The sequence below is a fragment of the Corynebacterium sp. ACRPE genome (assembly GCF_022347435.1).
GTDB classification, from domain to species: domain Bacteria; phylum Actinomycetota; class Actinomycetes; order Mycobacteriales; family Mycobacteriaceae; genus Corynebacterium; species Corynebacterium tuberculostearicum_D.
Map to the genome: position 1 here is coordinate 1 of NZ_JAKRNA010000016.1, position 13,981 is coordinate 13,981.

Consider the following 13,981-nt stretch of genomic DNA (forward strand, 5'->3'; position numbering starts at 1 on the left):
CACACCGAGGATTTCCCGTCGGGGGCTAGATATATGCTTCCGGAGCATATACTTTCCGGAAACCTACAGGTCAATCCGTGAAAATCCGCGATTCCGGACACACTTTTTGACCCTTAACCCACAAGTTCAGCTCGGCTGCGCGCTAGGCGGCCGTGCCTAGAGCTCGGATGCGGCGTCATCGGCAAGGAAGAGGATGGTTTCTTCCTTACCGTGCGCGCCTGCAGCCGGCCATTCTTCGGGCTCAGCGCCTTCAACGACGTGCTTGGCAGCTTCCGCCTTGGCCTCGCCTGCAACAAGAAGCCAAATACGAGCAGACTTGTTTACCGCGGGAAGAGTAAGGGTAATGCGCTCGCTCGGCGGCTTGGGAGAGTCATGAACGGGAACAGCTAGCTCTTCTTGTTCCCGAACCGCCTCAGAATGGGGGAACAAGGAATTGATATGGCCCTCTTCGCCCATTCCCAGCAGATGCAGGTCGAATCCGTTCGGGGCGAATTCCTTTAGCTCTGGCTCATACGCACTCGCTGCGGCTTCCATGGACACCGCACCTAGATCAAAACCGTGAATATTCTGGTCCGGAATATCTACGTGGTTGAGCAGGGCACTGCGTGCTTGACCCTCATTAGAATCTGCGTCAGAGACGGGCACATTACGCTCGTCGCCGAAAAAGACGTGAACGCGCGACCAATCGATGCGCTGGGCTGGAAAGTCCTCGCCTTGCTGCTGTGCCGCGAAATCCAAACGGGCCAGCTCGTGAAGAACGCCAATTCCAGCGCCGCCGCCGGTTAGGACAACTCGCGCGACCCCATCGTGGTGGAGCCCGCCACCGGCGGCTTGGATACGCGCTACGGTATCCACGAATTTCAGCGCGGCCTGGGAGATAAGGTCATCCACATCGCTTACGCGGTGAAGAGTTACCATGAGGTATCGCTATCCTTTGCAAAGAATCAGAGTTAAGCCGTTTTACTGCTTACTGTAGTCTACTTGGGCTAGCGCACGGAGCGCTTGCGCATAAGTCTTATCGGCATCCAGATGGCGCAATTCTTCAGAGAGAACCTCAGCTTGGGAGCGCTTGCTAAGGCTCACCAGGGAATCCGGGGAACCTGGAACGCACACACGCACCGTGCGCTCGTCGACGACATCTACGTCGACGTGGCTCGTTTCCCGGTTAAACCGCAAGTGGGTCACTGGGAAGTGCGGCTCCTGAGAGTCGGTCACTGTGCGGTGGACGGGGACTGCCAGACGATCGAGGAGCCATCCGGCCGCGAAGTCTGGAGCTGGGTGGCCCGCAGGGCCCGCTACCTCGACGGACTGCACCGGCTCGTGAGGATGGCGGTCCAATGCGGAGGCCACGACGCCGCGCCACAAAGTGATGGCGGCCCAGGACATATCGGAATCGCCCGGCGTGTAACCGGCGGATAAGGTGCGCAGATCTTCGCCAGTGACGCGTCCGTCATAGGCAACGTTGGTGATGCGGCGTTGAGCCAATTTACCCACCGAGCTGGAAGCTGGGTCAGGCGGGCACAAGGTAGGCCACCAGGCGACCAAAGGGGTGTCGGGAAGCAGCAGTGGAGTAACGACTGCCTCGTCCTGATTTGCCAAAGCGCCGTGCAACTTCATGATGACCATCTCAGAAGCACCCGCTTCACCGCCCACGCGAAGCTGCGCATCTAGGTGGGTATCTGCCTGCGGGTCGCCCGTCACGACGACCAGAACGCGCGACGGGTGCTCATGGGAGGCATCGCGCACGGAGGCCAGGATGTTTTCCAGATCATCGTCCTCGCGGGCAGCCACGATGAGGGTGAGTACTCGGCCGGTAGTAAGGGTGTAATGCTCTTGGGCCTCTACTAGCTTTTTGGAGATTTCACGAGTAGTGGTGTTGGGCAATGGAATAATCATTGTCTGCGTCCCTCCTATGGGCGGCGCCAGGAGTGCCCCCGGCGGCGCAACATTCTATCGGCGGATTCTGGGCCCCACGTGCCAGCGCGGTATTCCTCCGGTTGGCCTGCTTCGGACCAGTAATCGATAATGGGATCCAAAATTGACCAGGAAAGTTCCACCTCTTCGTTGGTGGGGAAGAGCGAAGACTCATCGAGCAGGGCATCCAAAATCAGGCGCTCGTATGCTTCCGGAGATTCCTCGGTAAAGGCCTCAGCATAAGCAAAGTCCATATTGACGTCGCGGACCTCCATGGTGGAGCCGGGCACCTTGGAACCAAAGCGCATGGTGACGCCTTCATCCGGCTGCACGCGGATGACTACGGCGTTTCGTCCCAGCGCATCGGTCTGGCCGTCAACGAATGGTTGATTTGGCGCTGCCTTGAATACCAGCGCAATCTCGGTCACGCGGCGGCCCAAGCGCTTGCCCGTGCGCAGGTAGAAAGGCACTCCTCCCCAGCGGCGGGAGTTCACTTCCAAGGTGCAGGCTGCATAGGTCTCCGTCGTGGACTCCGGATCGAAGCCTTCCTCTTCGCGCAGGCCCTTGACAAACTCGGAGCCTTGCCAGCCGGCGGAGTACTGGCCGCGAGCAGTGGTCTTATTTAGCGGGTGCACGGCGTGAGTAGCGCGTAGCACCTTGACCTTTTCTGCCTGCAGGGCCTCGGGCTCGAAGGAGGAGGGTTCTTCCATTGCAACTAGAGCCAAAAGCTGCAGCAGGTGGTTCTGGATGACATCGCGAGCTGCACCGATGCCGTCATAGTATCCGGCACGGCCGCCCAAGCCAATATCTTCGGCCATGGTGATTTGGACGTGATCGATGTAGTGGGCGTTCCACATGGGCTCGAAAATCTGATTGGCAAAGCGCAAAGCCATGATGTTTTGCACCGTTTCCTTGCCCAGATAATGGTCGATGCGGAATACCGCGGACTCAGGGAAGACGGCGTTGACAATCTCATTGAGCTTGCGGGCAGACTCTTGATCGTGGCCGAAAGGCTTTTCAATGATTACTCGGCGCCACGAGTCCTCGACGGAGTTGGCCATGCCCACCCGCTCCAGCTGGTGGCAGATATTGGAGAAGAATTCCGGTGGAACCGAAAGGTAGTATGCCCAGTTGCTGCCGGTGCCGCGCTCGCGATCTAGCTCGCCCAAACGCGCCGAGAGGCGATCGAATCCAGCATCGTCGAAAGAGCCTTGTACAAATTCGATGCCCTGGGATAGATGCTGCCAGACATCTTCATTGAACTCGGTACGTGAGCCAGCGATGACGGCTGAGCGAACGTAGTCACAGAATGCGACCTTGTCCCAGTCGCGGCGACCATAACCCACAAGGGTAAAGCCAGCGGGGAGGAGGCCACGGCTCGCTAGGTCGTAGATTGCGGGCAGTAGCTTTTTATATGCTAGGTCACCGGTAACGCCGAAGATGACCATGCCCGCGGGTCCTGCGATTCGCGGCAATCGCTTGTCGCTGGCATTGCGCAAGGGGTTGACCCAAGCGGCTGAGTCGGTCACGAAGAATCCTTCCTGAGTTTATGGGCTTTAAGCTCGCTAATATTCTAGCGGCAGAATGCCCCGCCGAATTCTCGGCGGGGCACAAGTCACACGGCTAGTTTACGCGAGTCGCTCCTCAATGGAAGCAAGCAGTTCCTCCCACGCGGCGACAAACTTATCGACGCCCTCGCGCTCCAGCACTGCAAAGACATCATCGAAATCAATGCCGACCTCTTCTAGCTGGGCAAAGACGCCTTCTGCAGCCTCGCGGCTATCAGACAGGGCATCGCCGTGAAGGTTGCCCTCAGAGAGAACCGCATCGATGGTCTTTTCCGGCATGGTGTTTACCGTGTGCGGGCCAGCCAGCTCCGATACGTACAAGGTGGCTGGGTACTCCGGATTCTTTACGCCGGTAGAAGCCCACAGTGGACGCTGGAGGTGGGCGCCTTCGGGCAAGTCGGCGTCGTCAAGCAAGGCGTCCTGGAAGAGGGCATAGGCGCGCTGCGCATTGGCGACGCCCGCCTTGCCCCGCAGTGCCAGAGCAATCTCGCTGCCAATGGCTTCCAAGCGCTTATCTACTTCGGTATCCAAACGGGAAACAAAGAAGGAAGCCACGGAGTGAATGGTAGAGACGTCCTTGCCTGCTTCGGCGGCACGCTTGAGGCCAGTACGGAAAGCCTCAATGACATCGCGGTAGCGATCCACGGAGAAAATAAGAGTGACGTTGACGCTGATTCCCTCTGCTAGGGCATCTTCGATGGCTGGGAGGGATGCGGTGGTGGCCGGAATCTTGATCATGACATTGGGACGATCAACCTTGGACCAGAGCTCACGCGCCTGTTCAAGGGTGGCGTTAGCGTCATCAGAAATGCGCGGGTCGACCTCGATGGACACGCGGCCATCTGCGCCGTTGGTAGAGGAGTAGATATCTGCAAAGAGGTCGCAGGCATTCTTGACGTCCTCAATAGCCAATGCGTACACCGCCTCATCCGCGGAAGCCTTGGCTTCCTTCAACGTGGAAAGCTCGGCGTCGTAGGCGGTGCCGTTGGTCATCGCTGCGGCGAAAATAGCCGGGTTGGTGGTAACTCCCACGATGGACTTCGTGGAAATTATCTCCTCGAGATTGCCCGATACTAGGCGCTCGCGAGAAAGGTCATCGAGCCAGGTTGAGGTTCCCAGCTGGGCAAGTTCGGAAATGTGGTTCATGATTACTCCTTATCCAGTCCTGGAGGTTTACTTCTTCGCGGCGGCGAGCGATTCCTGCGCCGCTTCAACAACCGCTGCGGTGGTGAAGCCAAAGTTCTCAAAGAGCTCGCCCGCAGGAGCGGAGGCGCCGTAGTGCTCGATGGAAATGGTCCGGCCGAAAGAACCGGTGTACTTGTGCCACGGCATAGCGATGCCGGCTTCGATGGACACGCGGGCCTGCACTTCGCTAGGCAGCACGGACTCGCGGTATGCGTCATCCTGCTCATCAAACCACTCAAGGCACGGTGCGGAGACAACGCGGGTGGCTGTTCCGGCGGCCTCCAGTTCCTTAGCGGCGGCGACGGCAAGCTGCACCTCAGAGCCGGTAGCGAGGAGGATTACGTCTGGCGTTTCCTTGGATGCTTCCACCAGAACATAAGCGCCGCGGCGCACGCCATCATGTGCCTTTTCCTTGGTGCCTTCCAGTACTGGCAGTCCCTGGCGGCTCAGTGCCAGGCCCTTTGGTGCGGCCTTGTACTCGAGCGCTGCGGCCCATGCCTGTGCAGTTTCGTTGGCATCGGCCGGGCGAATAACGGACAGGTTCGGGATGGCGCGAAGGGCAGAAAGGGTCTCTACCGGCTGGTGGGTTGGGCCGTCCTCGCCCAGGCCGATGGAGTCGTGGGTCCAGACATAGTAGGTATCGGTAGACATCAACGAGCCCAGGCGGACAGCGGGGTACTGGTACTCGGAGAAAATAAGGAAGGTGCCGCCGTAAACGCGGGTATTGCCGTGCAGAGCAATACCGTTCATGATCGCAGACATCGCGTGCTCGCGAATGCCGAAGTGCAGGTTGCGGCCATACGGCTGAGCCGACCACATGTCGGTGGTAATGGCTGCGGGGCCGAAGGAGTCCGCGCCCTTAATCACGGTGTTATTGGAGCCGGCAAGGTCAGCAGAGCCACCCCACATCTCTGGAAGGGAAGCGGCCAATGCTTGGATGGTGGCCTCAGAAGCCTTGCGGGTGGCCAAGGACTCGCCCGGTTCCCAAACCGGCAATTCAGCGTCGAAATCTTGCGGCAGTTCGCGCGCGTGCATGCGGTCAAAGAGTGCCTTGTTCTCCGGATTAGCCGCAGCCCACTTGTCGAACTTCTTCTGCCATGCGGAGTGCTTCCCTGTGCCGCGTTCGCGCAGCTTGCGGGTGTGTGCGATGACCTCGTCGTCGATGTGGAAGCTGCGCTCGGGATCGAAGCCCAAGACCTCCTTGGTGGCAGCCACCTCGTCATCGCCCAGCGCAGCGCCATGAACTCCGCCGGTGTTCATCTTATTCGGGGCCGGGTAGCCGATAACGGTCTTCACGCGGATGAAGGACGGGCGCTCGGTCTCTGCCTGAGCTGCCTTGACCGCCTCCTCAATGGCTACGACGTCTTCGCCGGATTCGACCGTTTGGACGTGCCAGCCGTAGGCCTCGTAGCGGGCTACTACGTCTTCGTTGAAGGCAATATTCGTATCGTCCTCAATAGAAATGCGATTATCATCCCAGAAGACAATCAAGTTGCCCAGCTTTTGCGTACCCGCCAGGGAAGAAGCCTCAGCGGTAACGCCCTCCTGGAGGTCACCATCGGAAGCGATGGTGTAGACGTAGTGGTCGAAGGGAGACTCCCCGGCCGGTGCCTTAGGATCGAAAAGCCCGCGCTCCTTACGTGCGGCCATGGCCATGCCCACGGAGGAAGCCAAGCCTTGGCCAAGGGGTCCGGTGGTGATTTCCACGCCATCGGTGTGGTGTACCTCAGGGTGGCCGGGCGTGCGCGATCCCCAAGTGCGCAGCTGCTTGAGGTCGTCCATTTCCAAGCCAAAGCCGCCCAGGTAGAGCTGGATGTACTGGGTGAGGGAAGAGTGACCAACGGAAAGAACGAAGCGGTCGCGGCCGGCCCAGTGCACATCGGCGGGATCATGGTTAATGACGCGCTGATACAAGGTGTAGGCGAGGGGAGCTAGGGACATTGCCGTGCCTGGGTGGCCGGAACCGCATTTTTGTACAGCATCTGCGGCTAGTACTCGCACGGTGTCGACGGCGCGGGTGTCAAACTCCGACCAATCCTCCGGGTAACGGCGCTCGACCATAGTTTGGAGTTCTGGGGACAACTTATCTTTCGACACTGGAAAGCCTCGCTTACGTCTAGGCAAAAAGTACTTAACTTTATTCAGTCTAGTAATTTTTTAACCGGCGGTGCGCAATTATAGAAAGCTAGGCATAAACGGTATGCTGGCATGGCTAAGTGGAGTGCGCGTCGGCGCTAGAGCGCGCACTGAATCTAGCGGCCATAGGCCTGTTGTCTTTCACCCCTGCGCCGAAAACTGTGAGTGAGAGAACTGGAACTTTTTCACGGGCATGTGCGACCGCTAGGGGTGACCGCGCGCAGTTAGTGCGCGGGGCACAGTTCACCAACGTTCAGATAGTGGAGGAATCCCTTGGAGACCATCAAGGCCTATTTTGCGCTAACGAAACCGAGGATCATTGAACTCCTCCTCGTGGCCGCAATCCCGGCGATGCTCCAAGCGCAACGCGGCGTGGAGGCCGTTTCAGACAATATTTGGCTAATCGTGTCGACCATTTTCGGCGGTTGGATGGGCGCTGCTGCCGCCCACACGTTTAATAACGTCGTGGACTACGAGCTGGATCAAAAAATGCAGCGCACGAGGGCCCGCCCGCTGGTAAGGGCCAAGATTTCCAAACGGAACGCAGCAATTTTCGCGTGGGTAATGCTCATCATCTCCGTGCTGTGGTTGGGCGTCCTTGCTCATTCCTGGTTGGCGGCCTTCTTCGTGGTTTTGACGAATTTCTTCTACGTCTTCGTCTACACCAAGTTTTTGAAGATGCGCAATGCCCAAAATATAGTCTGGGGCGGCTTGGCCGGCTGCATGCCGGCGATGGTCGGCTGGGCGGTTATCCGGGATAACGCTCCTGCTGGAGAGCCTGACCGCTGGTGGCAGGCAATCGTGCTCTTCCTCATCATCTTCTTCTGGACTCCGCCACACACGTGGGCGCTGGCCATGAAGTACAAGGAAGACTACCGCAAGGCCGGCGTGCCGATGCTGCCCGTAGTGGCTGATGAGAAGGAAGTCACTCGACAGATCGTGTGGTATACCGTGGGCACGGTTATCGTGACCCTACTTATCGTCCCCGCTGCATCGTGGATTTACTTGGTCGCAGCTCTTGCCTCCGGCGCGGTATTCCTGTGGATGGCTATACGCCTGCACAAGGGAGTCAAGAACGGCGCCAAGGTTAAGCCGATGCGCCTGTTCATTTACTCCAATAACTATCTGTCGGTGCTCTTTATCGGGTTGTCCATCGATGCAGTATTGGGTTGGGAGCCATTAGGTAGGATGCTCGGCTGGTCGGCCACGTTATTCTAACTGCGCCCAGATACCCAAGGATAGAGCGAAAGCGCGGGAAAAAGCACAGCTGCTTTTCCCGCGCTTTCGGCGTTTGTGGGTGGGTTTAGGCTTTATCGCCAGCTTGGACGCGCAGCACGATGGAACCGGTAGTCTTGCGCTCCTGGAGGTCGCGGTGCGCCGCAGCGGCATCTTCCAGTGGATAAGATGCCGTGACGTTGAAGCTCAGATCGCCGTCGATAACAGCTTGGACGACCGCCTGGGCACGCATTTGGAACTCGCCTTCTTGGGCTGTCCATGCGCCGATGGAAGGCCGAGTGAGGAAGATAGACCCATGCTTGTTTAGCAGCTGCGGGTCGATAGGCTCAACTGGGCCAGAGGCGGCGCCGAATAGCGCGACGGTGCCACGGGGGCGTACTGCTTCGAGTGACTCGTGGAAGGTAGCCTTGCCGACGCCGTCGTAAACCACGTCAACACCCCTATCACCGTTGTAGCGACGGACCTGCTCGGCGAGTGCGTCGCCATAGCGAAATACCTTATCCGCACCGGCTGCGTAGGAGAGTTCCTCCTTTTCGTCCGTGGAGACCACCGTATAGACGGTAGCGCCGAGCGACGATGCCATTTGGGTGAGGATCTGGCCTACACCGCCGGCGCCGGCAGTAATCAGGCAGGAAGCGCCTTCACCCAGTTGATAAACGCCATGCGCCAAATAGTGTGCGGTAATGCCCTGCAACAACATTGAGGCAGCGACTTCTGGCTGGAAATCATCTGGGACCGCCACTAGTCCCTCGCGTGGGACGCAGACCTGTTCGGCGTAGGAGCCAAAAGCCCGGTTCCAGGCCACCATTGTGCCCTCGGCAATTTCCCCCTTGGGGTCGTGGACAACGCGCCCGGTGCCTTCGAATCCGGGAATGAACGGGGTGGCCGCGTTATAGATGCCCTCACGATAATAGGTATCGATGTAGTTGACGCCAGCCATGATGACATCCACCAAAACTTCGTTGTCATTAGGGGTGGGGGCGGGAACTTCGGTATAGCGAAGTACTTCTGGTCCGCCGGTTTCTGTGACCTGAATTGCGTGCATATAGCCAGGCTAGCGCAAAAAGCCGACCGAGTGCAGTACCTCGGCCGGCCGTAAGCATTATGGGTTAAGCAGTCGCTTGCTCTTGTTCAAGAGAGGTTTGGCGCGCCGCGTACTTCTCATCGCCGCTGGGAGAGCCGGTGATGAGATCCGCGGTGCCGTCGGTGCGGCGTACACCGTGTGCCCATAGCAGGGCGGTATACGCGGTGACGAAGGAGGAGAGGCCAATATGGAAGGGGACAGTCCAGCGCGGAATGCTCATGTAGAACTGGTAAACGCCTACTGCCCACTGAATGAGGATGCATACAACGAGGACCCAGCCAGCCTTCTTAGCGTCTTGAGGTGCGCGGTTCTTGTAAAGCAGGAAGACGGTAATAACCGTAAGCGTCAGGTAGACGTACATGCACATGGCGTGGGTGACGGCCATGGCTTCGGTATCTACCTGCAGGCGGCCTTCCATTCCCACCCCGGAATCGCCAGAGTGAACGCCCGAACCGGTAACCATCGTGCCAGTGATGAGCACAATGCTCAGGGCAACGGTAGCGACCGCTGCAAGGAGGCGAATCGCTTGAGGGAAGCGAGCGCGTGGCGTTCCGTCATCTGGTTCCACAATGCGGGAATAAAGCATTGCCGCCAGCCATACCAAGAGCATTGAAGGTAGGAAGTGCAGCGCCACGGACCACCACCGGAGGTCTAGGTGGACAGAGATACCGCCGATGATCGCCTGCAGTACGATGCCAGCGACGTTGAGCCATGCGTACACCTTGAGCTCTGCGCGGCGACGCGCCATGCGCATGGCAATGACAGCGGCGACTGCCGCTGCGGATACGACGAAAGTAAGCAGGCGGTTACCAAACTCGATGGCCTGGTGAAGAGCAGGCGCAGCGCCTTCCATAGGGACAAGGGAGCCTGGTTGGCATTCCGGCCAGGTGGGACAGCCCAATCCCGAGCCGGTCACGCGGACAATGGAACCAGACACGGTGATGCCACCCTGGCACAAGAGGAGGATGAGCGCGATGAGGCGCTGCTGTTGCAGTGTAGGGGCGGCTTCCTTAAAGAAGCGCTTGATCTTCGTCCAGTAATTCACGCATAGCATCCTACTAGTCGGGAGATTTTGGGCATAAAAATTCCTCTCGTTTCGAAAGGAACCGGACAAAAGTCACATTTAGCCATCGAAGCGGAACCAACGGACCGCAGCGAACGACGCCACCGCAAGCCACGCCAACAAGGATAGGAGCTCGAGGCCGGGGAAGGTGGAATTAGAGGCGTCGGTAAGCGCGCCTGCTAGGGCGACGGTCGGCACCGCGTTGAGGACGCCATTATCGCCAAGGCCCTGGGAGTAGAGGGTCCAGCCGACTACGCCGAGGAGCAGGAACCAGATGAGGTTAGCCAACGCGAGCACTACTTCAGAGCTGAGGGTGCCGCCGAGCAACAGCCCCATGGCGGTAAATGCCGCAACGCCGAAGACCAGCGAGAGGATCATGAGTAGCACTCCGCCCAGACTGATACGGAGGCCCAGAATATAGGCCGCTATACCCAAGACAAGGATTTGGAATACCACCATGGTGAGTACGCCGAGGATCTTGCCGCCAATAATGGCCCAAGCCGGCACACCGGACGCACCAGTGCGTTTAAGGGCCCCGTAGCGCCGGTCAAAGGCAAGCGAAATGGCCTGACCGGTAAAGCCTGCGGAGGTGGCAGCTACTGCAAGCACCATGGGAAATACCTCGTGCAAGCCATGTCCGGTGAGTGACTCCAGGCGGGCCGCGCCAATGAGCAGGGCCAGCGGTATGATGACGCTCAACAATTGCTGTTCGCCGTGGCGCAGCATGAGTTTTGCTTCCATCTTTCCTTGCGCAAGCAACATAGCGCCGGCGCTGGCTCGTTTGGGGGCAGGGGTAAAGGTTCCGGGGTTAAAGGTAGTGCTCATGTGGTGGCTTCTTTCCGCAACGCAGTTGATTGAATTCGGTCCTGGCGTAGAGTGCAGCTAGCTGCGCAAATGGCGGCCGGTAAGGTCAAGGAAGACCTCCTCCAAGTTGCGGTGAGCCGCGTCTAGGCGCCGCAGCAGGACTCCTTGGCGGGCAAGCTCGGCGGTAAGCGTAGCGATGGTTTCGGGCGTGCCGGCCTGGGTCAAGCGGTAATGCAGCGGACGGGATTTGGTTGCTTGAATGCCAGCCTCAGCCAAAGCTTCCATATCAACATCGATATCGGTGCTGAAACTAAGCCCTGCCGAGTCCGACTGGGCGGTAAGTTCCGCGGGGGTGCCGTGGGCTACAAGCTCGCCATGATCCATGATTGCCACTCGGTCCGCTAGTGACTCCGCTTCATCCATGAGGTGGGTGGTAAGAACAATGGTGACGCCATCGCGCCTCAGGGCCCGAACAAGGTCCCAGACCGCCAAACGGGATTGTGCATCCATGCCAGCGGTGGGCTCATCGAGAAAAACTAGCTCGGGCCGACCGATGATTGCTAGGGCGAGGGAAAGCCGTTGCTGCTGCCCGCCGGAGAGTCTGCGATAGGGAGTCCGGGCTACTCCATCAAGCCCGAGCGTTTCCAGTAGCCAGTGCGGGGAGAGGGGATGGGCGCTGTAGCTAGCGGAAAGTTCTAGCATTTCCAGAACACGGATGCCGGAGTAGGAACCACCACCCTGCAACATGATGCCGACCTTTTCGCGCACCTTGTCCGGTGCGGAACTCGGGTCGAGTCCTAGGACGTCGATTGTGCCGCTGGTGGGGTGGATAAAACCCTCTGACATCTCAATCGTTGTGGACTTTCCGGCGCCATTGGGGCCAAGGAGGCAAAAGACCTCACCTGTGGCAACGCTAAGGCTTAGACCGTTAACGGCGGTGGTGGGGCCAAATTTCTTCACCACGTTCTCCACGGTGAGGGCTGGGCGATCGGCTGAAATGGAATTCACGTGGGATTAGTTTAGGACACGGATTCCGCTGCGCCGCACTGCAACCCACCACAGGGTGGCGATGACGGCGAAAGTGCAGGCTGCCGACACGTAGATCACGATGATAGTGCTGGGCGGCAACCCGAGGCCGCGCGGCAGTACAAAGAAGCTCATAGCTGCCGAATAAGCCACGACGCAGAAACGGAATATAAGCCGGTTGGCCCATGCGGCCAAAGGCAGTACCGCCCACAGGATGTACCACGGATGGACGACGGGAAAGAAGATAACCAGTACTAAGGAGGCGGTGCCGAGTCCTCCCACAGGGTGGATGTAGCCGCGCAACGTTGCAAAGAGCATGCGGGCCATGAAAGCTACTGCCACCAGCACGCCAAAGGTACGGGTTACGGTGAGAATAGCTTCGGTGTGGTCGCCTAGACCCAACAGCATTCCGATGAAGCCGGTGCCCACGCCTACGGCGGTGGAGGTAGAAAGCCACGAGCGGATGGAGGCCGCCCCGCCTTGTCCCGTGATCCACCCCAGGCCAATACCGGTCAAGGCGCTAATAAGTGCAATGGTTGCAATTAAAATAACTAGCTGCAGGGCAATGGCGTAGACCAAAGCCCTCCAGCGTGTTGCACCGTCCTTGTCTATCAGGTGGCGGGCATAGGCCATCCCTACAAAGCCCAGCCCGATAAAGCCGGTAACCTTGACCATCCCGGCGCAGGACAGACAAAATCCAGAAGCAATGAGTGCTAGGTAGGCACTGCGCGTGGACTTTTCCAGCTTGTCGACGCCCCGCAGGCCCAGCTCCATACCCACTAGAAGCAGGCCCAACATGATGGACTCATTATGGATTCCGCCCACCAGGTGCAAGATAGTGAGAGGGTTGAGAATGCCGAGCCATAGGGCAGATTCTGGAGATACCCGGCAGCGCCGCGCCAAACAGCTTATGGCCCACCCAGCAACCATGATACCGGCGATGGATAGGAGGCGGTGGGCGATAACTCCCAAGAGGATGGAATTTGAGGTAACTGCGCTCACCACCCCAGCAAGCCCGAGTGCTACGGGGCCATAGGGAGAAGGGGAGTTGGCCCAGATAAACGGTACGGATCGGGCGAGCTCATCACCCGCGCCAAGCAATTGCACCGGTCCTGCAGAATACGGATCCATGCCCTGCATCACGATGGAACCGTTGGCCAAGTAGGAGTAAATGTCCTGGGTGAAGAGCGGGGCGGTAAAAATCAGCGGGATGACCCAGCCGGCCCACGTGCGCCATAGTTGGTGTGTGGTCACGAGCCGGCGAGCGCGCGCTGGGGTGAGGGCACCTTCCTGGGGTTGGCGCAGCGGGGTGCCTACAAAAGGGGCCAAGAAAACCCAGGCGGCCACCATCAGGCCTACTCCCACCATGACTATGGCAGAAGAGGTCTGCAGCATGCGAGACATGAGGGATCCAAAAGGCACGTTGTCATAAGGGTTTCCCACTACTGGGAGGGCGCCGGCACCTAACGCGCCGAAGGCGATAAGTAGAGAACCCACTGTGCCCACCCAGCGCAAGATAAAAAATGTCCGCCATTGTGCGGTGGTGGTGCGCTTTAGGCCATCTTCTTTGGCGGGGACAAAATCAAAACGAGAATCAGGTTCTGCGGCTCCGGTGTCCTCGGCGTGTAGCCGCGCAGACCGGGAACCAGCGGTGCCCAGCTGCGGCAGCTCGGCCTTGACGCCGGAAAGAAAGCCGCGGAATTTGCCTGTCATGGGTTAAGACCTTACGCGAATCCTCCGCCCCAACCCCAGCAGGCCCGCCATTTTGACGCGCGCAGCACCGCCAGTTGTGGCGATGAGGGGAGTAAGCCACCCCCGTGCCACGCCGAAGAATGGCTAATGGTGGCATTCCGGAATGAATTAAGGAACACTAGTGTTGTCTAATAAAGGAGGCGCAGTTGGACTGCGGCGCGACTCTCGGAATTACGGGAGCCGGCTGCAGGGCGGCTGTAAGTGAGCGAAGCA

General features: G+C 58.9%; 11 protein-coding genes. 1 reads left to right on the forward strand and 10 read right to left on the reverse strand.

Annotated features, from left to right (window positions below; translation table 11 throughout):
- Window positions 1-156: 156 nt before the first annotated feature.
- From pgl to tkt, 5 genes are all read right to left on the reverse strand, one after another.
- Complete coding sequence (gene pgl / locus MHY13_RS08405) at window positions 157-918, reverse strand: 6-phosphogluconolactonase (RefSeq protein ID WP_204608980.1); 762 nt, start codon at window positions 916-918, stop codon at window positions 157-159.
- Window positions 919-960: 42 nt separating this feature from the next.
- The gene (locus tag MHY13_RS08410) at window positions 961-1,896 is read right to left on the reverse strand and encodes a glucose-6-phosphate dehydrogenase assembly protein OpcA (protein WP_239228815.1); all 936 of its coding nucleotides are present in this window, start codon (window positions 1,894-1,896) and stop codon (window positions 961-963) included.
- 14 nt (window positions 1,897-1,910) lie between these two features.
- Window positions 1,911-3,443: a glucose-6-phosphate dehydrogenase gene (gene zwf / locus MHY13_RS08415; RefSeq protein ID WP_239228814.1), complete on the reverse strand. Its 1,533-nt coding sequence runs from the start codon at window positions 3,441-3,443 to the stop codon at window positions 1,911-1,913.
- Between the two features lie 99 nt (window positions 3,444-3,542).
- Window positions 3,543-4,628 carry a transaldolase gene (gene tal / locus MHY13_RS08420; RefSeq protein WP_239228813.1) on the reverse strand — a complete coding sequence of 362 codons (1,086 nt, stop codon included), beginning with the start codon at window positions 4,626-4,628 and terminating at the stop codon, window positions 3,543-3,545.
- Window positions 4,629-4,655: 27 nt separating this feature from the next.
- A complete protein-coding gene (gene tkt, locus MHY13_RS08425) occupies window positions 4,656-6,728 on the reverse strand; it encodes a transketolase (protein ID WP_239282873.1) in 2,073 nt (690 codons plus the stop codon).
- A 348-nt stretch (window positions 6,729-7,076) separates the two neighbouring features.
- On the opposite strand from tkt, the gene MHY13_RS08430 reads away from it, so the two are divergent.
- Entirely contained in the window at window positions 7,077-8,021 is a 945-nt protein-coding gene (locus MHY13_RS08430) for a heme o synthase (protein ID WP_239191961.1), read from the forward strand.
- Between the two features lie 85 nt (window positions 8,022-8,106).
- Here the strand turns inward: MHY13_RS08430 and MHY13_RS08435 are convergent, their stop codons facing one another.
- The 5 genes from MHY13_RS08435 to mptB form a co-directional block, all read right to left on the reverse strand.
- Window positions 8,107-9,084, reverse strand: coding sequence for a quinone oxidoreductase (locus tag MHY13_RS08435; protein ID WP_239282840.1), 978 nt, complete (start codon window positions 9,082-9,084; stop codon window positions 8,107-8,109).
- Between the two features lie 64 nt (window positions 9,085-9,148).
- Window positions 9,149-10,177, reverse strand: a complete 1,029-nt coding sequence (locus tag MHY13_RS08440; protein ID WP_239282843.1) for a heme A synthase — start codon at window positions 10,175-10,177, stop codon at window positions 9,149-9,151.
- A 69-nt stretch (window positions 10,178-10,246) separates the two neighbouring features.
- Window positions 10,247-11,011, reverse strand: coding sequence for an ABC transporter permease (locus tag MHY13_RS08445; RefSeq protein ID WP_239282845.1), 765 nt, complete (start codon window positions 11,009-11,011; stop codon window positions 10,247-10,249).
- 57 nt (window positions 11,012-11,068) lie between these two features.
- A complete protein-coding gene (locus tag MHY13_RS08450) occupies window positions 11,069-11,998 on the reverse strand; it encodes an ABC transporter ATP-binding protein (protein ID WP_239282847.1) in 930 nt (309 codons plus the stop codon).
- Window positions 11,999-12,004: 6 nt separating this feature from the next.
- Window positions 12,005-13,729 (reverse strand): polyprenol phosphomannose-dependent alpha 1,6 mannosyltransferase MptB, encoded by a 1,725-nt coding sequence (gene mptB, locus MHY13_RS08455; protein ID WP_239235294.1) that lies wholly within the window; start codon window positions 13,727-13,729, stop codon window positions 12,005-12,007.
- Window positions 13,730-13,981: the final 252 nt, after the last annotated feature.